Below are 19,956 nucleotides of genomic sequence, written 5' to 3'. Positions count from 1 at the left end.
TTCGTCCGACGCGTTAAGGCGCCGTTGGAGATGCGAAAGCACTGGGTCCCGGCTTTCGCCGGGATGAGCGGAAAGAGTATGTGCATCGAATGCCCGATCTGACTCCCCCCGCCGTCATCCTGGACAAGCCTCAGATGGCCGAGAACATCGGCGCCGTGGCGCGGGTGATGGCGAACTTCGGCCTGTCGGACCTGCGCCTGGTCAGCCCCCGCGACGGCTGGCCCCAGGAGCGAGCCTGGGCCACGGCCTCGGGCGCCGACTGGGTGTTGGACGGGGTGCGGGTGTTCGACACGGTCGCCGAGGCCATCGCCGACCTGAACACCGTCTTCGCCACCACCGCCCGCCCGCGCGAGACGCGCCAGCCGGTCCGCACCCCGCGCGAGGCCAGTCGCGTCCTCTATGACGACACGGCCTCGGGCCTGAAGACCGGTCTGCTGTTCGGCGGCGAGCGCGCCGGCCTGGAGACGACCGACATCGCCCTGTGCGCCGGCATCGTCACCATTCCGATCGACCCGAAGCACCATTCGCTGAACCTGGCCCAGGCGGTGGCGATCAACGCCTATGAATGGCGCACCCTGATCCTGGACGCCCCGCCGCCGCGCTTCCGCGAGGCCGAGCCGCCGGCCTCGAACGACCTGCTGATCGGCCTGTACGAACATCTGGAGGAGGAGCTGGAGAACGGCGGCTTCTTCTATCCGCCCGAGAAGAAGCGCTCGATGAGCCAGAACCTGCGCGTCATGCTGGGCCGCGCCGCCTTCTCCGAACAGGAGGTCGCCACCATGCGCGGCGCCATCCACGCCCTGGCCCGGGGGCGGGGCCGGGTGCTGGCCAAGCTGGCGGCCGAGCGGGCGGCGAAGGCTGAAACGGGCGAGTAGAGGCTCCCATCCCCTCGTCATCCTCGGGCTTGACCCGAGGATCGGGCGAAAAGGGCGTCGGGTCTATCCTGACGGTTTTCAGACGGACAATCCGATCCTCGGGTCAAGCCCGAGGATGACGGCGGAGGAAAAGACCCCTCTCTGGTCTGGATGGCGGTGGTCGAGAAGACGACGCCCGACCGCTGGGACCTGATCGGCGCGGCGGTCTGCCTGATCGGGGCGGGGATCATCCTGTTTGGACCGAGGGCGTGAGTTCAAGGGCGTGGGGTTTGGGTTGTGGGGGGTGGTGAAGGTTGGGCGTGCTGGGTATCCGGTCGCCCCACACCCCACGCCCCACGCCCCCACATCCCAAAGGTCTAACCCGCCCCCAACAGGTCCGACCAGCGCCAGCTGCCCTTGCCCAGGGCGATCCGCGCCCCTTCGGCGCCGTCCTCCAGCGTCAGCACGGCCAGGCCCGTCATCCGCTGGTTTCGGCACTCGGCCGGCGCGAAGGCGACCTCCAGCGCAATGGCCTGGCGCACCCCGGCCAGACCCTTGCCGGCCTGGTTGCGGCTTTGCAGCCAGTCGCCGTTCCAGACCAGCATGGCCCGGCCGGCGGCGTTCATCTCCCGGCTGGCGGCGATGACGGCGCGGCGCACGGCGGCGTCGTCGCGCACGGCGTCCTGGACCCAGCGCACCATGTCGCAGGACCCGCCGCCGGAGCCTGGGCCTGATCCCGTCCCGCCGTTTCCGCCCCCGCCGCCGACTCCATCGCCGCCCCCGCCGCCCGGACCGGCGCCGACCGTCGCGGCGCCCGCCAGCTGGGCCGCGCCCAACAGGGGCAGGGGCGGTCCCGGCGGGGCGGGGGCGGCGGGCAGGGGTTCGATATCGGGCGGAAGCCGGTCGACGATCTTGCGCGGCCGCGCCGCCGCGACCGCTGGGGGCGCGCGTCGCGGGGCGGGTTTGGCCGGGGCGGGCGTCTCGGCCGCCGCAGCCGGGGCGTCCGGCGTCGGGGAAGGGTCCGGCGCGGGGACGCGCGCGGGCGGCGGCGGCGGCGGGGCGACCAGTTCGACCAGGATCGCCGGCTCCGGCGTCGGCCGGGCCGGCGGCTCGGGCCGCACGGCCGTCATCATCAGCACCAGGGCCGCATGGCCGAACACCACCGGCGCGACCGCCAGGGCCCGTCGCCGGATCGCTGCCGGGCTCAATCGCCGATCCGTGATGCGATGTGAGACGTCGTTCGCATGGTCATTCGCGACGAACCCCTGTAAAAAATCACGACTGTCTGTTGAAAACATTCAGTCGCGTCAGGAAGGTGGCGAAGGCGCGAATACAACTGGTCGCTGTCTAAGATCAGCAATAGTCCAGATTGTCCGCCATACGGCGAAGCCTGCTGGCGGCGCAACGTAACGGCGCGCCTTCTGGTTCCACTTGTTCATCGAAAATGGCGGGTTTCGTCGAAGACCGAACGGCTAAGCTGACATTTTGCCGCCTAAAGCGCGTCATTACTCCGCCTTGTCGCCTACCGCAGTTTCATCTGGCGCATGAACTGGGCGTGGCGCCCCCAGCAAGAAGGAGACATGAACTTGAGCAGATCGAAACTCAGGACGGCGGTCCTCGGCGGCGCCCTCGTCGCGATGGGCTTTGCGGCGAGCGGCTGCGCCAGCCATCGTTTCGTGCGTGATCAGGTCGAGGTGGTGGACAACCGGGTGACCCAGGTCGAGGGCACGGCGGGCCAGGCCCTGCAACGGGCCAATGACGCCCACAAGCTGGCGGAAGGCAAGTTCCTCTATCAGGTCGTCCTGTCCGACGATTCCGTGAAGTTCCCGACCGACGCCGCCGCCCTGTCGCCCGAGGCGGAGCAACGTCTGGCCCAGTTCGCCCAGCGTCTGCAAAGCGAAAACCGCAACGTCTATCTGGAGATCCAGGGCTATACCGACTCCACCGGCACGCCCGAGCACAACGACCAGCTGGGCGAGCAGCGGGCCGAGGCCGTGCGTCGCTTCCTGAACCGCCAGGGCGTGGCCCTGAACCGGATGTCGACCATCTCCTACGGCCAGGAAGAACCGGTCGCCTCGAACGACACCCCCGAGGGCCGGGCGCAGAACCGGCGCGTGACCATCGTCGTTCTGGCCTGACCGGGCTTGATCCAGAGATCGGCGGCCGCAGCGATGCGGCCGTCGTTTTCAGGTCTGCAGGTCGCGGAAGAAGGCCGGCACGGCCTCGGTCGCGGGACCATAGACCCCCTCGTCGAACAGGCCCGCCCCTTGCGTCGGCTCCAGATTGATCTCGACGGTCCGCGCCCCGGCGTATCGGGCTAACTGCACGAACCCCGCCGCCGGATAGACGGCGCCCGAGGTGCCGATCGAAACGAAAAGGTCGCAGGCCGCCAGCGCCGCCTCGATCCGCTCCATCTGCAGCGGCATCTCCCCGAACCAGACGATGTGCGGCCGCATCCGCCCTTGCGGATGGTGCGGGGAAGGCTCGTCCGCCGCCATGTCCCCCGCCCAGTCCATCACCACGCCCGAGCGGGTGCAGCGCGCCTTCAGCAGTTCGCCGTGCATATGGATCAGCTCGAACCCGGCGGCGGGCGGCGTCTCGGCATGGGCCCGGTCGTGCAGATCGTCGACGTTCTGCGTGACCAGCAGGAAATCCCCCTCCCACCGCGCGGCCAGCTCCGCTAGGGCGACATGGGCCGCATTGGGCCGGACCTCCGCCAACTGCCGCCGTCGCTGATTGTAGAAGTCCTGCACCAGGGCGGGGTTCGCCGCATATCCCTCCGGCGTCGCCACCTCTTCCACCCTGTGCCCGCACCACAGGCCGTCTGACGCCCGAAACGTGGGCACGCCGCTCTCGGCCGATATGCCGGCTCCGGTCAGGACGACGAGGTTGCGATGGGTCATGACCCTGATTAGCGCGTTCGACGCCGACGGTCAGCCTGCGTCCGATCTTGGCGTGGTTGCGCGATAGACATCGAATGTCGCGCGCACTTGCGAGTAAATCTCAAAAATCTGCACGAAAGTGCACTCAAAAAATCTGAGTGGCGTTTTCGGCGCGGGGCTAGCGTCGGCGGCGCCCCTCGTGACACACAGGCGCAAACCAAGGAGCCCCCGCCATGAAAACCCGCGCCGCCGTCGCCTTCGAAGCCAAGAAGCCGCTCGAGATCGTCGAGGTCGATCTGGAGGGGCCGCGCGCCGGCGAGGTGCTGATCGAGATCAAGGCCACCGGCATCTGCCACACCGACGCCTATACGCTGGACGGTCTGGACTCCGAGGGCATCTTCCCCTCGATCCTGGGGCATGAGGGCGCGGGCGTGGTGGTCGAGGTGGGGCCGGGCGTGACCTCGGTCGCCGTCGGCGACCACGTGATCCCGCTCTACACGCCCGAGTGCCGTCAGTGTAAGTCGTGCCTGTCGCGCAAGACCAACCTGTGCACCTCGATCCGCGCCACCCAAGGCAAGGGTCTGATGCCCGACGGCACCAGCCGCTTCAGCTACAAGGGCCAGGCCATCGCCCACTATATGGGCTGTTCGACCTTCTCCAACTACACCGTCCTGCCCGAGATCGCGGTGGCCAAGATCAGGAAGGACGCGCCTTTCGACAAGGCCTGCTACGTCGGCTGCGGCGTGACCACCGGCGTTGGGGCCGTGGTCAATACGGCCAAGGTCGAGCCGGGCGCCAACGCCGTGGTCTTCGGCCTGGGCGGCATCGGCCTGAACGTCATTCAGGGGCTGAAGATGGTCGGCGCCGACATGATCGTGGGCGTGGACATCAACCCCGACAAGGAAGAGTGGGGCCGTCGGTTCGGCATGACCCATTTCGTCAATCCGAAAGAGGTCTCCGACGTGGTCGCCCATCTGGTCGAACTGACCGGCGGCGGCGCCGACTACACCTTCGACTGCACCGGCAACACCGTGGTCATGCGCCAGGCGCTGGAAGCCTGCCACCGCGGCTGGGGCGAGAGCATCATCATCGGCGTGGCCGAGGCGGGCAAGGAGATCGCCACCCGCCCGTTCCAGCTGGTCACCGGCCGGGTCTGGCGCGGCTCCGCCTTCGGCGGGGCGCGCGGCCGCACCGACACGCCCAAGATCGTCGACTGGTACATGGACGGCAAGATCGAGATCGATCCGATGATCACCCACACCCTGCCGCTGGAGCGGATCAACGAAGCCTTCGACCTGATGCATGCGGGCGAGAGCATCCGGTCGGTGGTGGTCTTCTAGTTCAAGGGAGAGAAACGCATGTTCACCCACGTCACCGTCGGCGCGAACGACATCGAGGCTTCGCGCCGCTTCTATGACGCCGCCCTGGGCGCCCTCGGCATCGACGCCGCTCAGGGGCCTGATCCGAAGGGCCGCTACTGGTGGCGCACGGCCCACGGCGCCTTCGCCGTGGGTAAGCCGATCGACGGCGAACCGGCCTGCCACGCCAACGGCGGCACCATCGGCTTTGCGGCCAAGGACACGGCGGCGGTCGACGCCTTCCACGCCGCGGGCGTGGAGGCCGGCGGAACCGCGATCGAAGACCCGCCCGGCCTGCGCCAGGGCGCCTTCGGCAAGCTGTATCTGGCCTATCTGCGCGATCCGTCGGGCAACAAGATCTGCGCCATGCACCGGGTCGGCTGAACGGCCTGGGTGAGGCGTTGGCGTCGTGATAGCGCTATGCTATCATGACTTATGGCTCAGGTTCTGGTTCGCGATCTCGACGACCGTATCGTCGCCCGTCTCAAGATGATGGCGAAGGCGGAGAACATTTCCCTGGAGCAGAAGTTCAGGGACATGGCCGCGCGCGAGGCCATGGACGTCGAGGCGCGGTTCGAGGCGGCTTCTCGACGATCCCGCGAGCAAACGCGAGGCTCAGCGCTCGACTCCACGGCTCTGATCCGCGAAGACCGCGATCAGTGAGCGCTGTCTTCGACGCCAGCGTCGTCGTCAAATGGTTCATCGACGATCCGCTGGCTGACGCCGCGATCGAGGCGCGCCGAATACACGGCCCGGCCGTTGCGCCGGACCTGATGCTGATGGAAGCGGCCAATGTCTTTCGTCGCTATGTCGTTCGTGGCGAATTGCAGGCGTCGTCCGCGACAGAGAATTTGTCCATCATTCGGCAGGTCGTCGATCTGAGCGATCACCGAGCGCTGATTTCGGAAGCCTTCACCTTAGCCTGCGACCTCAACCATTCCATGACCGACTGCCTTTATGCCGTGACGGCGCGACGGCAGGGGCTGGCGCTCATCACCGCCGATGGCAAGCTCGCTCGCAAACTGGGCGCCGTCAATGACATGGATGTTCGTCTCCTGAGCCTGCCGGAAAGCGTCGCATGACCCTCCAAACCACCAAGACCCACATCGTCCATGGCGGCACGCTCCGCTATCTGAAACACGACAGCGCGGCCACGGGCACGCCCATGACCCTGTCGGTCTTCGTTCCGGGCGGGGAGGGGCCCTTCCCCGTGCTGATCTGGCTGTCGGGCCTGACCTGCACCGAGGATAATTTCACCACCAAGGCCGGCGCCTACCAGGCCGCCGCCGAGCACGGCCTCATCATCGTGGCGCCGGACACCAGCCCGCGCGGGGAAGGCGTCGCCGACGACCCAGCCTATGACCTGGGCCAGGGGGCGGGCTTCTACGTCGATGCGACGCAAGAGCCCTGGGCGCCGCATTTCCGCATGGAAACCTATGTCACGGACGAACTGATCGCCCTGATCGACGCGGAGTTCCCGACCACCGGCGTCCGGTCGATCAGCGGCCATTCCATGGGCGGCCACGGCGCCCTGACCCTGGCGCTGCGCCATCCGGACCTGTTCCGTTCGGTCTCCGCCTTCGCCCCCATCTGTTCGCCGACGCGCTGCCCCTGGGGCGAAAAGGCCTTCACCGCCTATCTGGGCGAGGACCGCGCCGCCTGGGATCGTCACGACGCCGCCAGGCTGATTGAGGCCGGCGCCGCGCGCGGCGCGTATGACGACATACTGGTGGACCAGGGCGACGCCGACAGCTTCCTGACCGACCAGCTGAAGCCCGAACTGCTGCGCGCGGCCGCCGAGGCCGCAGGCCAGGGCCTGACCCTGCGAATGCAGCCCGGCTATGACCACTCCTACTTCTTCATGACCAGCTTCATCGCCGACCACATCGCCTTCCACGCCGCGCGGCTGAAGGCCTGAACGCATGAGCCTGCGGCTGACGATGGTCATCGGGATGGCCCTCTGGCTTTCGGCCGGGGCGTCGGCGGCGCAGGAGCAGTCCGGCGATCTGGACTGGAGGCCCCAGGGCGTCGTTCCCGCCTATGCCGAGGCGGGGCCGTTGATCCGCATTGATCAGGGGCACGGCAGCCTTCAGACGATCGAGGGACGCTATGCGGGTTTCGCCGCCCTGCTGCGCGCCGACGGCTATCGGGTGGAGGCGGGGCGCGGGCGTCTGGACGAGGCCGGCGCGCTGCGGGACGTCGCGGTGCTGGTGGTCGTCAATCCCGCCGCTCCCGAAGACGGATCTCGCATTTCAGCCTTCGATCCCGGCGAAATCGAAGCGGCGGCCAACTGGGTCAGCCAGGGCGGCTCGCTGCTGCTGGTCGCCGATCATGCGCCCCACGGTTCGGCGGCGGAGGCCCTGGCGGAGCGGTTCGGCGTCAAAATGGGCAAGGGCTACGCCTTTCAGCGGATAGGCGACGATCTGACCGCCAACCTGACCTTTCCGTCTCAGGCCCTGGGCGATCATCCCATCATCGCCGGGCGAAATGAAGCCGAGCGCGTCCGCGTCGTGAAGACCTTTACGGGCCAGTCGCTGGAGGGCCCCGCCGGTTCCACCGTCTTGATGGCGATGAGCGCGGACGCTCTGGAGGCGACCGACCGAGAGGCCTTGCAAGCCGTTCGGGAGGGCCTGGCCCGAGGCGAACGGGCCGAAACCCTTAGCCGCTACACGCGACCGGCGTTTCCCGCCCAGGGTCTGGCCTTCTCCTTTGGACGGGGGCGGGTGGTGGTGCTGGGCGAGGCGGCGATGTTGACCGCCCAGATCATTCGTTTTCCCGACCAGCCGGACCGCGCGCCGGTTCGGTTCGGCCTCAACACCGAAGGGCACGACGATCAGCAGTTTGCGCTGAACCTGGCGCACTGGCTGTCCCGTCTGATCCCCTGATGTTAAGGGGACGGGATGAACGCCCCCGATCCCTATGAGCCGATGTTTTCCGCCCTGTGCCGCGAGGTGGGGTTCTGCCTGCATGAGAAGGGGCAAAAGCGCGTGATCGCCGCCCTGCCGGGCGGGCTGGACGCCGCCGTGCGGGCGGTCCTCGCTGCGGAAGGGGTGGACGAGCCCAATGCGCCGGGCGATCTGAAGCGGGCGGTGCGCGACTGTCTGAAGTCCAACTTGCCAGCTTGACCGTTCCCGGCCGATAAGTCGGAACGAATCCAGGCGTCGTCGCTTGGGTTTCACGAACGGGCGCCTAGATGAGGCGTATCGGAAATCTGTCGCGAGAGGAAACTCCCCATGGCCTTCACCCTGCCCCCGCTGCCCTATGCCTATGACGCGCTGGAGCCGGCCATCGACAAGGAGACGATGACCTTCCACCATGACAAGCACCATCAGACCTATGTCGACAATCTGAACAAGGCGGTCGACGCCGACGCCTCGCTTCAGAACAAGACTCTGGAAGAGATCTTCACCAGCATCTCGACCGCGCCCAAGGCCGTGCGCAACAACGGCGGCGGTCACTGGAACCACAGCCTGTTCTGGGAACTGCTGGCCCCGGCGGGTCAGACGGGCGAACCCTCGGCCGAGCTGGCCGCCGCCATCGACCGCGACCTGGGCGGCATGGACAAGTTCAAGGAAGACTTCAACGCCGCCGGCGCCGCCCAGTTCGGCTCGGGCTGGGCCTGGCTGATCGTGCAGAACGGCAAGCTGAAGATCACCTCCACCCCGAACCAGGACAATCCGCTGATGGATGTGGTCGAGGAGCGGGGCGAGGTCGTTCTGGGCGCCGACGTCTGGGAACACGCCTATTATCTGAAATACCAGAACCGCCGCGCCGACTATCTGAAGTCGTTCTGGACGGTGGTGAACTGGAATAAGGTCAACGAACTGTACGCCGCCGCGGTCGCCCAATAACGGCGGGCTTAGGCAAGCCGAACGAACACCCGCCGGAGAGACCTCCGGCGGGTGTTTTCGTCAGATGGGCAGGCCGTCGCGCAGCCGGTCGTTCATCCGCTCGGCGTGATGGCGGCGCACGGTGCGGCGCTGGCGCAGCAGGTCGTGGATGCCGTCGGCCAGATCCAGCAGCTGGTGGTCGCTGAGCGGCTCGACCAGATCAACCAGTCGGCGCTTCAGCGTCTCGAACCCGCGGTCGGACAGGCCGGCCTGAAAGCGCGGGGCGTCGGTTCGCATTTCAATCCTCCCTTCTCCTCGGCGGTCTGCGTCGGAACAGGAAAGAAGCGAGGCCCGGCTTGGTTCCCCGCCATCGTGCTTAACGGCCTGTCTGACTTGACTCCGACAGTCTGCATGGCCATAAGCGCCGCCTTCCACGCCTCGGTTCGCCGCAGGCGGGATTCATGACGGAAGATGCGTGGACCGCCGTTGAGATCGCATCCCCAATTCAGGGGACGCCGGGCCGCATCGTCGAAAAGAGAATAGAATGTCCAAGCGCCACAGCGCCAAATACAAGATCGACCGCGCCATGGGTGAAAACCTGTGGGGTCGCGCCAAGTCTCCGGTCAACAAGCGTTCCTACGGTCCCGGTCAGCACGGCCAACGCCGCAAGTCCAAGGTCTCTGACTTCGGCCTGCAACTGAAGGCCAAGCAGAAGCTGAAGGGCTACTACGGCAACATCACCGAGAAGCAGTTCGCCAAGACCTATGACGAGGCTGCTCGCCGCAAGGGCAACACCTCGGAAAACCTGATCGGCCTGCTGGAATCGCGCCTGGACGCCATCGTCTATCGCGCCAAGTTCGTGCCCACCGTCTGGGCCGCCCGCCAGTTCGTCAGCCACGGCCACGTCCTGGTCAACGGCAAGAAGGTCGACATCGGTTCCTACCGCGTGAAGCCCGACGACGTCGTCTCGGTGAAGGAAAAGTCGCGCAACATGGCCCTGGTGCTGGAAGCCCAGCAGTCGTCGGAACGCGACGTGCCGGACTATCTGGAACTGTCGGACCGTTCGTTCGCCGTCCGCTACGTCCGCGTGCCGGAACTGTCGGACGTGCCCTACGCCGTCAAGATGGAACCGAACCTGGTCGTCGAATACTACGCTTCGTAAGCCGAGCTTACGAAGCTTTCTTCAAGGGGGCTATCGCCCTTCGGGCTACTTGAGCCCCTTGGTCGTCCCTTTGAAGTGTTCAGTTTGGAGGGCCTCGGATTCGTCCGGGGCCTTTCGCCTTTTATGCTGTTCCCTCAAGGAGCGAACAGGCGCATTCTCGGCCGGTTCAGGCTTTGAGGCAGGGGAGGTCGTCCGTTGCACGACTCCATCATGAAACGCTTGGCTTTGATCGCCGCCGCATCGGCGAGCTTGGCCGCCTGTGCGGGCGGTCTGGACGGGCCGACCGTCTCGACCGTCGGCATGCCCGGCGCCCTGGAGCCGATCCATGCAGCGGCCTTCACCAAGGACCAGGCGGTCTTCTGGGTCAGCTCCAACGGCTGCACCCGCAAGGAGGATCTGATCCCCATCGTCAGCATCAAGGGCGGGGATGCGATCATCACCCTGCGCCGGATCGATGAGGACACCTGCGACAAGCCCTCGATCCGCGGTGTCGAGCTGAAATGGTCGTTCGAGGAGTTGGGCCTGGCGCCCGGCTCCCCCGTCAGCGTCAACAATCCCTATCAGCTGCCCCAGACCTGATCGGCCCTCAGCGGCCGTATCCGGGCCAGTGGGCCTTGCCGGCGCGTTCGTACTGGGGCGGCAGACCTTCGTCCTGACCCAGGGCGACGGCGGCGTGATGGGCCCAGTTGGGATCGTCGAGCACGGCGCGGGCCACCGCGATCAGATCGGCCTGTCCCGAGGCGACGATCGCCTCGGCCTGGTGGGGATCGAAGATCATGCCCACGGCCATGACGCTGGCCTGGGGCGCCGCCTGTTTGACCGCCTCGGCGAAGCGGACCTGATAGCCGGGCTGGTCGCCGGGGATCGGGGCGCGGGGGACGTTGCCGCCCGAGGACAGGTGCAGATAGTCGTAACCCAAGCCGTGCAGCGCCTGGCCGAAGGCGACGGCCTCCTCCAGCGCCACGCCGCCCTCGACCCAGTCCGAACCGTTGAAGCGCGCGCCCAGGGCCTTGGTCCGAGGCCAGGCCTCGCGCAAGGCCTTTGCGACGCGCAGGGGAAAGCGCGCCCGGTTCTCGGCCGAGCCGCCGTAGGCGTCGGTGCGGCGGTTCGACAGGGGCGACAGGAATTCGCTCAGCAGATAGCCGTGGGCGGCGTGCAGTTCGACCAGGTCGAAGCCTGCCTGGTCCGCCCGGCGCGCCGCCGCCTCGAAGGCGGCGACCACATGGTTCATGTCGGCCTCGGTCATCTCCAACGGGGTATGCCAATCCTCGCGGAAGGGCAGGGCCGAGGGGCCGTAGGTGGTCCAGGCTCCGTCCTCGGCCGCCAGAGGGCCGCCCCCCTTCCACGGCGCGGCGGTCGAGGCCTTGCGTCCCGCATGGCCCAGCTGAATCCCGATCGGAGTGTCGCAATAGGTCCGCACGCCGCGAAGGATGTCGGCGAAGGCCTGGGCCTGTTCGTCGTTCCACAGGCCGACGTCGTCCGGGGTGATGCGGCCCTCGGGCGTGACGCCCGTCGCCTCGATGATGACTAGGCCGGCGCCGGACAGGGCCAGCCGGCCGATGTGCTGGTGGTGCCAGGGCTGGGGCGCGCCGTCGATCGCGGAATACTGGCACATGGGCGCCACGACGATGCGATTGCGCAGGGTCAGGGGGCCGAGGGCGTGGGACGAGAAGAGGCGGCTCATGGCGGGCAGGTCCGGTGGGCGGCGACTGCAACTATGTCTGTTTCGAAGCGGATCAAGCCCGACCTTTCCGATTGTTCACCTGGCTTGCCGAAAATTCACGTGTGTGGCGGCGGTGAGCGCGTCACAAAAGGCTCAAGCTTCAACTGGGGAACACCAATGCTTCGCCTCGCTCTCGCCATCGCCATCGCCGCCCCGCTGCTGTCGGGCTGCATCATCGTTTCGACCGAAAAGCCGACCACCCGGGTCATCACTACCCCGGCGTCCGACCAATGATGCGGGGGCTGCGTATCCTGGCGGTCGGCGCCCTGGCCGCGCCGCTGCTGGCCGGCTGCGTCATCTATGACAGCGAAGCCGGCGAGAATGTCTCGGTCAACGTCTCGCGCAGGGACGGGCCTCCGGCGGAGGCCATCCGCGAAGCCCGCTTCGCCGACGGCGCCCTGGTGGCGCGGGTCGATTCCAACGGCTGCACCCAGGCGTCGGATTTCGAAGTGTCGATCGCCGACAATGATCCGACCGAAATCACCCTGCGCCGGACCAAACAGGACCTGTGCAAGGCCCTGGTTCCCGACGGGGTCGAACTGCGCTGGACCTATGCCGAACTGGGTCTGGAGCCGGGAACCCCGGCCCGCATCGTCAATCCGCTGAAATAGCCGTCGCCCCGGTCGTCGTCGAAAAGACGGCGACCATCGGCGGGGGGATGCGGTGCGGCCTCAAGGTGGCGGCGTCCACCAGGCACCATTCGGACACGCCCTGAGCGCACAGCCGGCCCTGGCCGTCCTCGATCCGGACATAGCGGTTGAACCGCGGCCCCTGGGGATCGCCGACCCAGGTACGGGCCATGACGCCGGTCGCGTTCGGCTCTATGGCGCGCAGATAGTCGATCTCGTGCCGCAGGGCGACCCAGGACCAGCGGGCCCGCGTCGCTTCGTCGAACCGGGCGTTCCAATGGGCCGTGCCGACGTCCTGAAGCCAGCCGACATAGACCACATTGTTCACATGGCCGTTGGCGTCGATATGGTCGGGCCGGACCTCCAGCGGGACGACGAAGACCTCCCGGTCCTCGCGCGGCGTCAGGGCGGGACGCGCCATCAGGCCTCGCCCGCGCCCCCGTCCAGGGCCACGCCCTTTTCGGCCATCAGGGCCTGAAGCTCGCCGGCCTGGAACATCTCGCGCACGATGTCCGAGCCGCCGACGAATTCGCCCTTCACATAGAGCTGGGGAATGGTCGGCCAGTCGGTGAAGGTCTTGACGCCTTCGCGCAGGGCCTCGTCCTGCAAGACGTCGACGCCGACGAAGGGCGCGCCCACATGGTCGAGAATCTGCACCGCCAGGGACGAGAAGCCGCAGCGCGGCTGGTCCGGCGTGCCCTTCATGAACAGGACGACGTCGTGCTGGCTCACGGTGTCGCTGATGAAGGCGTGGACGGGGTCGGCGGAAACGGTGTCGGTCACGGGAGAAGCCTTTCGCGAAGACCGTCAGCTAGGGAGAGGGGACCGCCGGGTCAAGGCGCGGCGAACCGACGCGGTTCTGACGCGCTCAGTCAGGCCGCGGCCGAGGCGGCGACGCGACCCATTTCGATCTGGGCGGCCAGGGACGGGGGCAGATCGCGCTCGGGCGTCTCGGCCAAGATCCGCAGATGGTCGGGGTCGGTGGCGCGCACGATGACGCTGGAGATCGTCGTCTCAGTCAGCACATAGCCCAGGCAGATGGACTCGGCCGACCAGCCGGGGGTGCGATACAGAAAGCCGAAGGCGTCCGGTCCGCCAGAACGTTGCGGCGGCTTGGGCGCGCCCAGACCGAACAGGCCCTTTTTGGCGACGGTCTCTGGGCCGCGCGGCCTGGCGCGACGGTCGGTGTAGAAGTCATAGGCGATGACGGCCATGTCCTGTTCGCGTGCGGCGCGCAGGCGGTTGCGCCGCTTCCAGTCAGCATTGATGTCGAACGGCGTCGCCAGGACGTCGAAGGCGCCGGTGGAGATATAGGCGTCCATGACGTCGCCCGAACCCGCCACGCCCAGCAGTTTGACGCGGTCGGCCGCGCGCGCCGCCTTCAGAGCGTTCAGCGCCTGTTGCGACAGTTCGTGTTCCCCCGGTTCCTGCAGGATGGCGATGTCGATCCAGCCCAGCCGCGAGAAGTGCAGCACGCGATCCAGGGCGGCGGTCATGGCTTCGGCCGAAAAGTCGCGGTCGGCGCCCAGGGTCAGGGCCACGCACACCAGTTTGCGGTCCACGTGGGACAGGGCTTCGCCCAGAATCTCGGCCAGAACGGAATCGGCGGTCTCCAGTCGATAGGCGTTGATGCCCGCCTCAAGCGCCGAGTAGAGCAGGTCCAGCGCCGCTTCGCGTCCCCGCGCCAGGCAGTCGGGGCCGAGGCTGAGCGTCAGATTGGAAATCGCCGCGCCCGAGGCGCCGAAGGGACGATAGCGCATCCGATCACCCCTTGTCGGATGGGGCTGAGGTTTCCAGGGCCAGGGCGTGCAGGGCGCCGCCCATCTGTCCCTTCAGGGCGGCGTAGACCAACTGATGCTGGCGCACGCGCGCCAGGCCCGCAAAGGCGTTGGAAACGATGCGGGCGCGATAATGATCGCCGTCCCCGGCGAGGTCTTCGATGGCGATTTCCGCGTCGGGAAAGGCGTCGATCAGATGCCGACGCAGGGTTTCGACGGACATGGGCATGGGCGGGCCTTCGATCTGGTCGCGTCAGACTGCCCCATAAACCTTAACGACGGACTACGGCGGGGCCGGTTCGGTCAGCCTGCGCCCAGTTCGCGCTCAGTTCGCGCCCAGTCGCACCCCGGGGTCGTTCGAACAGCTGAACCGGCTCGTCCCTATAGGTGGTGCGCCGATAGGGGCGGTAGCCGACCCGCTCGGCCAGGCGAACGGAGGCCAGATTGTCGGGCGAAATCATGCACAGGGTCCGCGCCGCTCTCAGATGGGCGTCGGCCCAGGCCAGGGCCGCCTCCAGGGCCTCTTTCGCAAAGCCCCGTCCCTGGAAGGCGGGCGCCAGGCCCCAGCCCAGTTCCGGATCGTCGATCGGCGGATCGATCAGCCGTCGATGATCCAGGATCGAGACATTGCCCACATAGGCGCCGCCTTCGACCAGGCGGATCGTCCAACTGCCGTAGCCCCTTACGCCCCATTGGCCCAGGTCGCGCAGCAGGCGGAACCAGACCTCCTCGGTGGTCATGGGACGGCCGGTGATGTGGCGCGTAAAGTCCGCATCGGCCCAGAGGGCTTGCAGGTCCTCAAGGTCGGCCAGATCGACCGGCGTCAGCACCAGCCGTTGGGTGGTCAGGGTCGGCCGGTTCATCCGAACAGGCTTTCGGCGTTCAAGATTTCGGTCGCCCCGTCGGCGCGTGTGACGGCGTAGGTGAAGCCGGGCTGAAGGGCGAAGGCCCCGACGCGCCCCGCCTTGGTCAGGGCCAGAAGCCCGACCTGGGCCTCGGCGACGGCCCGCCCCCGCAGCCGGGCGATCCGTTCGATCGTCTGCCGACAGGCGGTCGCCGGGTCCATTCCGTGACGCATGGCCTCGACCACGGCGTGGGCGCCGCAGACCCGCAGCACCTCTTCACCCACCCCGGTCGCCGTGGCGGCGCCGACCTCGGCGTCGACGAACAGACCAGCGCCCACGATCGGACTGTCGCCCACGCGGCCGCGCATCTTGAACGCCATGCCGGAGGTGGTGCAGGCCCCGGCCATGCGGCCGGTCGCGTCGCGGCCCAGGACGCCGATGGTGTCATGATCCAGAACCCCGCCGGCGCCCGCCCGGCGCCAGTCGTCGTTCTCGCTGTTGGCGCGCGGGGCGTAGCGGGCGGTCTTCAGCCATTCGCGCCAGGCGGCCTCGGCCTGGGGCGTCAGCAAATTCGTCGTCTCGAACCCTTCTGACAGGGCGAAGTCCCGCGCGCCGGCCCCGACCAGGATGACGTGCGGGGTCTTCTCCATCACACGGCGCGCGACCGAGACGGCGTGAACCACGTCCTCAAGGGCGCAGACGGCGCCCAGACCGCCGGCGTCGTCCATGATCACGGCGTCCAGGGTCACATGGCCGTCCCTGTCCGGATAGCCGCCCAGGCCGACCGAGGCGTTGGTCGGGTCCGCCTCGGGCACGCGGGCCGCCGCCTCGACCATGTCCAGGGCCGAGCCGCCGCTCTGGCGCACCCTCCAGCCTTCGGCGTTGGCCGCCGCGCCGAAGTCCCAGGTCGAGGCCATGACGACGGGCGCCGCTTCGGCCAAGGCCGATCCAGCGGCTGCGGCCCCCGCAGCGGCGAGTCCGGACGCGGCGATCAGGCTGCGGCGCGACAGATTGATCATCACATCAGACCCAATTGTTTGAAGCTGGCCACCCCGTCGCGGCCGACGACCAGATGGTCGTGAACCTCGACATTAAGGGCGCGGCCGGCCTGCACAACCTGTTTGGTGATCTCGATGTCGGCGCGGCTGGGCGTCGGGTCGCCGGAAGGGTGGTTGTGCACCAGAATCAGGGCGCTGGCCGACAGCTCCAGGGCGCGACGCACCACTTCGCGCGGATAGACCGGCGCGTGATCCACCGTGCCCCTGTTCTGGACCTCATCCAGGATCAGCTGGTTCTTCTTGTCCAGGTAGAGGACGCGGAACTGCTCGCGCGGCTCGTGCTGCAAGGCCACGCGCACATAGGCCAGAAGGGCGCTCCAGGACGAGATGACGGGCCGTTTCGCCGTCGGCTCGCGCGCGATCCGCCGCGTCACGTCGAAGATCAGCTGAAGGTCCAGCGCCACCGCCCGCGTCGCCTTGCCGGGCGCATAGCCCAGGGAACGCGCCACCTGATCCTCGACCGCCTCGTGGCTGGCGGCGCCGATGCCCTCCAGCCCGCCGAACCGCGCCAGCAGATCCTTGGCCAGCGGCTTGGTGTCCTTATAGGGCACGCTGCGGAACAGCAGCAGTTCCAGCAGCTCATAGTCGGGCAGGGCGCCCAGACCACCCTTGGCGGCCCGCTCGCGCAGCCGGTCGCGATGACCGCTGTGGCGCGGCGACGACTTGGTTCGGCCCGGCGCCCCGGCCGCTTCGTCCGTCTCCGACATCAGGGCTTGGTCTGCTCGGGGCCGAACTCCAGCCCCGCAGGCCAACGCGGCCACCGCGGGGGAAGGGGCGCGTCCGTCGGGGGCGGCGACTGGTCGTGATGGCTCAGATAGCGTGTTCCATCCATCCGCGTGGCCGCCATTCCGACGCGGCCCTCTTCATCCGCAAAAACAGGGATGAGCATCCAGCCGCCCGACCAATCTGCGGCGCCCGCATGGTCGCTCGGCGCCCCGCGGCTCAGATAGGCGCCCCCCCGCGCCTTCAGCCCGCAGGCGGGGTCGTCCTCAGCGTAGGCGACGCAATGGGTCAGCGGGGCGTTCGAGGCGGACACCCAACAGCTGAACCAAGCCTTTGTCTCCAAAGGAACGCATCGCCGAGCAGCCGTCTGGCGATCGTCGGCGGGTCGGTCTCGCTCGACCTCAGACCTGTCGGCCGAAGCGCAACCAAGCGTTAGAAGAAACAAGCCGGCGGCGGCGTAAGGCGTCTTCATCGTCGTGCTCTTCGGTTGTGCGGCGGCAACCTAGCGTCACGACATCGAAGAGGATAGAGCCTGTGCGCAGGCGGCGTGGCTCTCGCCCGCTCAGTTCGGGCGGAACAGTCCTGCCGGAGAGGCGGTGAAGATTTCCAGCCCGTCTTCCGTCACCCCGATGGTGTGTTCGCACTGGGCCGACAGGGACTTGTCGCGGGTCACGGCGGTCCAGCCGTCGGACAGGACCTTCACATGGGGTTTGCCCAGGTTCACCATCGGCTCGACGGTGAAGAACATGCCGGCCTTCAGCACGGCGCCCTCGCCCTTCCTGCCATAGTGCAGGACGTTGGGGCTGTCGTGGAAGACGCGGCCGATGCCGTGGCCGCAGAAGTCGCGCACCACGCTCATCCGCTGGGCCTCGACGAACTTCTGGATGGCGAAGCCGATGTCGCCGAACGTATTGCCCGGCTTGACCTGCTCCAGGCCCAACTCCAGCGACTGATAGGTGACGTCGATCAGCTTCTTGGCCCGGGCATTGATCTCGCCCACCGCATACATGCGGCTGGAATCGCCGTGCCAGCCGTCGACGATGACGGTGTGGTCGATGTTGACGATGTCGCCCTCTTTCAGAACCTTGTCGCCGGGGATGCCGTGGCAGACGACGTGGTTGATCGAGGTGCAGACGGTCTTCTCATAGCCCTTGTAGCCCAGGCAGGCGGGCAGCCCCCCGTGGTCCAGGGTGAATTCGCGGATCAGGTCGTCGATCGCGCCTGTCGTCACGCCCGGTTTCACATGGGCGGCGATCATGTCCAGAGCCTCGGCGACCAGACGACCGGCCTTGCGCATGCCTTCGAAATCCTCCGCCTGATGGATGCGGATGGCGCTGGAGCGGACCAGGGCGTCGGTTTCCAGTTCGGGCGTTTCGTACATGGGGCTCTATTCGGCGACGGAAGCGGCTTCAGATGGCGATCCTATCACGGATACGCAAGGCGAATGTGGGGCGGTCAGGGATTCCTTCCGTTGCGGAAAGAATGACTGTGTATTGCGCGACACTGTCGTTCATCCGAATGAACCTGCCCCGGCGTAACCTCTCGCCGGTGTGATCATGTGGGCTTTTTCAGACACAGTTTCGCCCGTTTCCGGGCGGAGACCCGCCACGCATGCAACGTTTTCCTGACGAAAGCGCTGCCGTGCGATCGACCTCCCCGATACCCACCGCCGCGTAAATGGCGGGGGCTGAACTATAGGAATGGCTTTTATGACTCCCAGGAATTTCGCCCGCGCGGGCGGCATTGCGCTGACGACCGCCCTGCTGGCCGGCGTCGCCGCTCCGGCCATGGCCGGCTCCTTCTACGTCCAGGAACAATCGACCCGCGCCCAGGGCCGCGCCAACGCCGGCGTCGGCGCCGACAAGGGCGTCCAGTCGCTGTGGTGGAACCCGGCCGCCATCGCCGGAACCCAGCGTGAACTCTATGTCGGCATGCACGGCCTGGTCCTGGATTCCGACGTCGACAACACCGGCTCGACCCTGACCTACAATGTGCCGGTCGCCGGCGTCGGCGTCGTCAGCCGCACCTATCCGGTCAACGGCGACCCGCACGTCCACGAGGTGGTCGAAAGCGGCATCGTGCCGAACTTCGCCGTCTCCATGCCGATCGGCGACCGCTTCAACGTCGGCCTGGCCGTCCAGGCGCCGTACAACTTCACCACCAAGTACGAGCCGACGGACTTCGCCCGTTACGACGCCCTGACGTCGGAACTGCGCTCGGCCAACGTCAGCCTGGTCGCCGCCATGACGGTCACCGACTGGCTGGACATCGGCGCCGGCTTCGACGCTCAGTTCGCCAAGGCCACCCTGTCCTCGGCCTTGCCGAACGCGCCGATCCCGGCCGTCCTGTCGCCCGCCTATGTCGTCTCGCCGTCGACCGACGGCCGCAACCAGCTGGAAGGCGACGGCTGGAACTACGGCTGGAACGCCGGCGCCCAGATGCATTTCGGCAAGCTGGACCTGGGTCTGTCGTATCGCTCCAAGATCGAGCACGAGCTGGACGGCACGGTGAACATCTCGGGCCTGACCGGCGTCCTGGCTCCCGCCAACGTCTCGGCTGACGGCACGGCCAGTTTCACCACCCCCTGGTTCGCCACCGTCTCGGCCCGCTACGCCGTCAATGACCGCCTGACCCTGAACGCCCAGGTCAATCAGATCGGCTGGAGCGAGTTCGACGCCATCCGCGTCGCTTACGGCGCCACGGGATCCTCGACCATCGTTCAGGACTATGACGACGTCACCACCGGCGCGATCGGCTTCGACTACAAGATTGATCCGACCATGACGGTCCGCGCCGGCCTGGGCTATGACCCGACCCCGACGCCGGACGATCACCGCACCGCCCGCATCCCGGACGGCGACCGCTGGCTGTACGCCGCCGGCCTGTCCAAGACGGTCGGTTCGATGACCTTCGACGGCGCCGTGACCTATATCGACATCGACACGGCCACGATCAACGACACGCGCGACCTGTACAACAACGGCCTGGTCGTCTCGAACCTGCGGGGCGAGGCCAAGGGTTCGGGCGTCGGCTTCTCGCTGGGCGCGACCTGGAACTTCTAAGTCGGTTCAGCCCCGGCTGACATGACAACGGCGGCGCCCGCAAAGGCGCCGC

General features: G+C 67.5%; 28 protein-coding genes. 15 read left to right on the top strand and 13 right to left on the bottom strand.

The features are described 5' to 3' along the window. Nucleotides 1-89 precede the first annotated feature (89 nt). Together ACZ5M6_RS00210 and ACZ5M6_RS00205 are read left to right on the top strand one after the other, a co-directional pair. A complete protein-coding gene (locus tag ACZ5M6_RS00210; RefSeq protein ID WP_464159162.1) occupies nt 90-875 on the top strand; it encodes an RNA methyltransferase in 786 nt (261 codons plus the stop codon). Nucleotides 876-1,025: 150 nt separating this feature from the next. Continuing rightward, the gene (locus ACZ5M6_RS00205; RefSeq protein WP_395942208.1) at nt 1,026-1,127 is read left to right on the top strand and encodes a hypothetical protein; all 102 of its coding nucleotides are present in this window, start codon (nt 1,026-1,028) and stop codon (nt 1,125-1,127) included. A 104-nt stretch (nt 1,128-1,231) separates the two neighbouring features. Here the strand turns inward: ACZ5M6_RS00205 and ACZ5M6_RS00200 are convergent, their stop codons facing one another. Beyond that, on the bottom strand, nt 1,232-2,062 hold the full coding sequence (locus ACZ5M6_RS00200) for a hypothetical protein (protein WP_464159161.1): 831 nt from the start codon (nt 2,060-2,062) through the stop codon (nt 1,232-1,234). A gap of 372 nt (nt 2,063-2,434) precedes the next feature. Here ACZ5M6_RS00200 and ACZ5M6_RS00195 point away from each other — a divergent pair, with 372 nt between their 5' ends. Continuing rightward, nucleotides 2,435-2,992: an OmpA family protein gene (locus ACZ5M6_RS00195; protein ID WP_182714212.1), complete on the top strand. Its 558-nt coding sequence runs from the start codon at nt 2,435-2,437 to the stop codon at nt 2,990-2,992. A gap of 48 nt (nt 2,993-3,040) precedes the next feature. Here ACZ5M6_RS00195 and cobB read toward each other — a convergent pair whose 3' ends face one another. Continuing rightward, a complete protein-coding gene (cobB, locus tag ACZ5M6_RS00190) occupies nt 3,041-3,757 on the bottom strand; it encodes a Sir2 family NAD+-dependent deacetylase (RefSeq protein WP_464159160.1) in 717 nt (238 codons plus the stop codon). Between the two features lie 212 nt (nt 3,758-3,969). On the opposite strand from cobB, the gene ACZ5M6_RS00185 reads away from it, so the two are divergent. The 8 genes from ACZ5M6_RS00185 (at nt 3,970) to ACZ5M6_RS00150 (ending at nt 8,945) form a co-directional block, all read left to right on the top strand. Further along, entirely contained in the window at nt 3,970-5,076 is a 1,107-nt protein-coding gene (locus tag ACZ5M6_RS00185; RefSeq protein ID WP_183215150.1) for an S-(hydroxymethyl)glutathione dehydrogenase/class III alcohol dehydrogenase, read from the top strand. An 18-nt stretch (nt 5,077-5,094) separates the two neighbouring features. After that, nucleotides 5,095-5,478, top strand: coding sequence for a VOC family protein (locus ACZ5M6_RS00180; RefSeq protein ID WP_464159159.1), 384 nt, complete (start codon nt 5,095-5,097; stop codon nt 5,476-5,478). 51 nt (nt 5,479-5,529) lie between these two features. Next, the gene (locus ACZ5M6_RS00175) at nt 5,530-5,757 is read left to right on the top strand and encodes a FitA-like ribbon-helix-helix domain-containing protein (RefSeq protein ID WP_336970219.1); all 228 of its coding nucleotides are present in this window, start codon (nt 5,530-5,532) and stop codon (nt 5,755-5,757) included. After that, complete coding sequence (locus ACZ5M6_RS00170; RefSeq protein WP_464159158.1) at nt 5,754-6,176, top strand: type II toxin-antitoxin system VapC family toxin; 423 nt, start codon at nt 5,754-5,756, stop codon at nt 6,174-6,176. The genes ACZ5M6_RS00175 and ACZ5M6_RS00170 overlap by 4 nt, the downstream gene beginning before the upstream one ends. Then, nucleotides 6,173-7,012 (top strand): S-formylglutathione hydrolase, encoded by an 840-nt coding sequence (gene fghA, locus ACZ5M6_RS00165; RefSeq protein ID WP_464159157.1) that lies wholly within the window; start codon nt 6,173-6,175, stop codon nt 7,010-7,012. Before ACZ5M6_RS00170 ends, fghA begins: the two co-directional genes overlap by 4 nt. Before the next feature lie 4 nt (nt 7,013-7,016). Continuing rightward, on the top strand, nt 7,017-7,979 hold the full coding sequence (locus tag ACZ5M6_RS00160) for a DUF4350 domain-containing protein (RefSeq protein WP_464159156.1): 963 nt from the start codon (nt 7,017-7,019) through the stop codon (nt 7,977-7,979). Nucleotides 7,980-7,994: 15 nt separating this feature from the next. Beyond that, on the top strand, nt 7,995-8,219 hold the full coding sequence (locus tag ACZ5M6_RS00155) for a hypothetical protein (RefSeq protein WP_152948871.1): 225 nt from the start codon (nt 7,995-7,997) through the stop codon (nt 8,217-8,219). Between the two features lie 108 nt (nt 8,220-8,327). Further along, a complete protein-coding gene (locus tag ACZ5M6_RS00150) occupies nt 8,328-8,945 on the top strand; it encodes a superoxide dismutase (RefSeq protein ID WP_152948870.1) in 618 nt (205 codons plus the stop codon). A 60-nt stretch (nt 8,946-9,005) separates the two neighbouring features. Here the strand turns inward: ACZ5M6_RS00150 and ACZ5M6_RS00145 are convergent, their stop codons facing one another. Further along, nucleotides 9,006-9,221, bottom strand: a complete 216-nt coding sequence (locus ACZ5M6_RS00145; RefSeq protein WP_054763945.1) for a hypothetical protein — start codon at nt 9,219-9,221, stop codon at nt 9,006-9,008. Between the two features lie 247 nt (nt 9,222-9,468). Here ACZ5M6_RS00145 and rpsD point away from each other — a divergent pair, with 247 nt between their 5' ends. Both rpsD and ACZ5M6_RS00135 read left to right on the top strand, forming a co-directional pair. Beyond that, nucleotides 9,469-10,086 (top strand): 30S ribosomal protein S4, encoded by a 618-nt coding sequence (rpsD, locus tag ACZ5M6_RS00140; protein WP_054763944.1) that lies wholly within the window; start codon nt 9,469-9,471, stop codon nt 10,084-10,086. 210 nt (nt 10,087-10,296) lie between these two features. Further along, nucleotides 10,297-10,665 (top strand): hypothetical protein, encoded by a 369-nt coding sequence (locus tag ACZ5M6_RS00135; protein WP_182714204.1) that lies wholly within the window; start codon nt 10,297-10,299, stop codon nt 10,663-10,665. Nucleotides 10,666-10,672: 7 nt separating this feature from the next. On the opposite strand, the gene ACZ5M6_RS00130 is transcribed toward ACZ5M6_RS00135, so the two are convergent. After that, nucleotides 10,673-11,770, bottom strand: coding sequence for an NADH:flavin oxidoreductase/NADH oxidase (locus ACZ5M6_RS00130; RefSeq protein WP_464159155.1), 1,098 nt, complete (start codon nt 11,768-11,770; stop codon nt 10,673-10,675). Between the two features lie 269 nt (nt 11,771-12,039). Between ACZ5M6_RS00130 and ACZ5M6_RS00125 the strand changes: the two genes are divergently transcribed. Then, the gene (locus tag ACZ5M6_RS00125; protein WP_152948867.1) at nt 12,040-12,420 is read left to right on the top strand and encodes a hypothetical protein; all 381 of its coding nucleotides are present in this window, start codon (nt 12,040-12,042) and stop codon (nt 12,418-12,420) included. On the opposite strand, the gene ACZ5M6_RS00120 is transcribed toward ACZ5M6_RS00125, so the two are convergent. The 9 genes from ACZ5M6_RS00120 to map form a co-directional block, all read right to left on the bottom strand. Continuing rightward, a complete protein-coding gene (locus tag ACZ5M6_RS00120; protein ID WP_464159154.1) occupies nt 12,404-12,859 on the bottom strand; it encodes an acyl-CoA thioesterase in 456 nt (151 codons plus the stop codon). The two genes, ACZ5M6_RS00125 and ACZ5M6_RS00120, sit on opposite strands and share 17 nt — an antisense overlap. Then, nucleotides 12,859-13,221 carry a Grx4 family monothiol glutaredoxin gene (gene grxD, locus ACZ5M6_RS00115; RefSeq protein ID WP_054763940.1) on the bottom strand — a complete coding sequence of 121 codons (363 nt, stop codon included), beginning with the start codon at nt 13,219-13,221 and terminating at the stop codon, nt 12,859-12,861. The genes ACZ5M6_RS00120 and grxD overlap by 1 nt, the downstream gene beginning before the upstream one ends. An 89-nt stretch (nt 13,222-13,310) precedes the next feature. Next, on the bottom strand, nt 13,311-14,198 hold the full coding sequence (locus ACZ5M6_RS00110; protein ID WP_152948865.1) for an aldo-keto reductase family protein: 888 nt from the start codon (nt 14,196-14,198) through the stop codon (nt 13,311-13,313). 4 nt (nt 14,199-14,202) lie between these two features. Then, nucleotides 14,203-14,445 (bottom strand): BolA/IbaG family iron-sulfur metabolism protein, encoded by a 243-nt coding sequence (locus ACZ5M6_RS00105; protein ID WP_054763938.1) that lies wholly within the window; start codon nt 14,443-14,445, stop codon nt 14,203-14,205. Nucleotides 14,446-14,488: 43 nt separating this feature from the next. Then, on the bottom strand, nt 14,489-15,079 hold the full coding sequence (locus ACZ5M6_RS00100) for a GNAT family N-acetyltransferase (RefSeq protein ID WP_444573243.1): 591 nt from the start codon (nt 15,077-15,079) through the stop codon (nt 14,489-14,491). Beyond that, nucleotides 15,076-16,080, bottom strand: a complete 1,005-nt coding sequence (locus ACZ5M6_RS00095; protein ID WP_464159153.1) for a N(4)-(beta-N-acetylglucosaminyl)-L-asparaginase — start codon at nt 16,078-16,080, stop codon at nt 15,076-15,078. The genes ACZ5M6_RS00100 and ACZ5M6_RS00095 overlap by 4 nt, the downstream gene beginning before the upstream one ends. Next, nucleotides 16,080-16,826 carry a RadC family protein gene (gene radC / locus ACZ5M6_RS00090; protein ID WP_152948862.1) on the bottom strand — a complete coding sequence of 249 codons (747 nt, stop codon included), beginning with the start codon at nt 16,824-16,826 and terminating at the stop codon, nt 16,080-16,082. The genes ACZ5M6_RS00095 and radC overlap by 1 nt, the downstream gene beginning before the upstream one ends. Beyond that, nucleotides 16,826-17,155: a hypothetical protein gene (locus tag ACZ5M6_RS00085; protein WP_054763880.1), complete on the bottom strand. Its 330-nt coding sequence runs from the start codon at nt 17,153-17,155 to the stop codon at nt 16,826-16,828. Before ACZ5M6_RS00085 ends, radC begins: the two co-directional genes overlap by 1 nt. A 249-nt stretch (nt 17,156-17,404) precedes the next feature. Then, nucleotides 17,405-18,223 carry a type I methionyl aminopeptidase gene (map, locus tag ACZ5M6_RS00080; RefSeq protein ID WP_054763879.1) on the bottom strand — a complete coding sequence of 273 codons (819 nt, stop codon included), beginning with the start codon at nt 18,221-18,223 and terminating at the stop codon, nt 17,405-17,407. Between the two features lie 328 nt (nt 18,224-18,551). On the opposite strand from map, the gene ACZ5M6_RS00075 reads away from it, so the two are divergent. Continuing rightward, nucleotides 18,552-19,904, top strand: coding sequence for an OmpP1/FadL family transporter (locus tag ACZ5M6_RS00075; RefSeq protein ID WP_464159152.1), 1,353 nt, complete (start codon nt 18,552-18,554; stop codon nt 19,902-19,904). Nucleotides 19,905-19,956: the final 52 nt, after the last annotated feature.

Source organism: Brevundimonas sp. Br13 (assembly GCF_055391505.1).
The sequence above is the reverse complement of the archived record's forward strand: the minus strand, read 5'-3'. Positions and strand labels throughout refer to the sequence as shown.

Bases quoted from the DNA above. Each gene is read 5' to 3' on its own strand.
- ACZ5M6_RS00205 (WP_395942208.1), top strand. From the start codon at position 1,026: ATGGCGGTGGTCGAGAAGACGACGCCCGACCGCTGGGACCTGATCGGC.
- ACZ5M6_RS00125 (WP_152948867.1), top strand. From the start codon at position 12,040: ATGATGCGGGGGCTGCGTATCCTGGCGGTCGGCGCCCTGGCCGCGCCG.
- ACZ5M6_RS00180 (WP_464159159.1), top strand. From the start codon at position 5,095: ATGTTCACCCACGTCACCGTCGGCGCGAACGACATCGAGGCTTCGCGC.
- cobB (WP_464159160.1), bottom strand. From the start codon at position 3,757: ATGACCCATCGCAACCTCGTCGTCCTGACCGGAGCCGGCATATCGGCC.
- radC (WP_152948862.1), bottom strand. From the start codon at position 16,826: ATGTCGGAGACGGACGAAGCGGCCGGGGCGCCGGGCCGAACCAAGTCG.
- ACZ5M6_RS00210 (WP_464159162.1), top strand. From the start codon at position 90: ATGCCCGATCTGACTCCCCCCGCCGTCATCCTGGACAAGCCTCAGATG.
- ACZ5M6_RS00155 (WP_152948871.1), top strand. From the start codon at position 7,995: ATGAACGCCCCCGATCCCTATGAGCCGATGTTTTCCGCCCTGTGCCGC.
- ACZ5M6_RS00130 (WP_464159155.1), bottom strand. From the start codon at position 11,770: ATGAGCCGCCTCTTCTCGTCCCACGCCCTCGGCCCCCTGACCCTGCGC.
- ACZ5M6_RS00160 (WP_464159156.1), top strand. From the start codon at position 7,017: ATGAGCCTGCGGCTGACGATGGTCATCGGGATGGCCCTCTGGCTTTCG.
- ACZ5M6_RS00105 (WP_054763938.1), bottom strand. From the start codon at position 14,445: ATGCCCATGTCCGTCGAAACCCTGCGTCGGCATCTGATCGACGCCTTT.
- ACZ5M6_RS00095 (WP_464159153.1), bottom strand. From the start codon at position 16,080: ATGATCAATCTGTCGCGCCGCAGCCTGATCGCCGCGTCCGGACTCGCC.
- ACZ5M6_RS00100 (WP_444573243.1), bottom strand. From the start codon at position 15,079: ATGAACCGGCCGACCCTGACCACCCAACGGCTGGTGCTGACGCCGGTC.
- ACZ5M6_RS00195 (WP_182714212.1), top strand. From the start codon at position 2,435: ATGAACTTGAGCAGATCGAAACTCAGGACGGCGGTCCTCGGCGGCGCC.
- fghA (WP_464159157.1), top strand. From the start codon at position 6,173: ATGACCCTCCAAACCACCAAGACCCACATCGTCCATGGCGGCACGCTC.
- ACZ5M6_RS00075 (WP_464159152.1), top strand. From the start codon at position 18,552: ATGACTCCCAGGAATTTCGCCCGCGCGGGCGGCATTGCGCTGACGACC.
- ACZ5M6_RS00110 (WP_152948865.1), bottom strand. From the start codon at position 14,198: ATGCGCTATCGTCCCTTCGGCGCCTCGGGCGCGGCGATTTCCAATCTG.
- ACZ5M6_RS00145 (WP_054763945.1), bottom strand. From the start codon at position 9,221: ATGCGAACCGACGCCCCGCGCTTTCAGGCCGGCCTGTCCGACCGCGGG.
- ACZ5M6_RS00120 (WP_464159154.1), bottom strand. From the start codon at position 12,859: ATGGCGCGTCCCGCCCTGACGCCGCGCGAGGACCGGGAGGTCTTCGTC.
- ACZ5M6_RS00135 (WP_182714204.1), top strand. From the start codon at position 10,297: ATGAAACGCTTGGCTTTGATCGCCGCCGCATCGGCGAGCTTGGCCGCC.
- ACZ5M6_RS00150 (WP_152948870.1), top strand. From the start codon at position 8,328: ATGGCCTTCACCCTGCCCCCGCTGCCCTATGCCTATGACGCGCTGGAG.
- map (WP_054763879.1), bottom strand. From the start codon at position 18,223: ATGTACGAAACGCCCGAACTGGAAACCGACGCCCTGGTCCGCTCCAGC.
- ACZ5M6_RS00185 (WP_183215150.1), top strand. From the start codon at position 3,970: ATGAAAACCCGCGCCGCCGTCGCCTTCGAAGCCAAGAAGCCGCTCGAG.
- rpsD (WP_054763944.1), top strand. From the start codon at position 9,469: ATGTCCAAGCGCCACAGCGCCAAATACAAGATCGACCGCGCCATGGGT.
- ACZ5M6_RS00175 (WP_336970219.1), top strand. From the start codon at position 5,530: ATGGCTCAGGTTCTGGTTCGCGATCTCGACGACCGTATCGTCGCCCGT.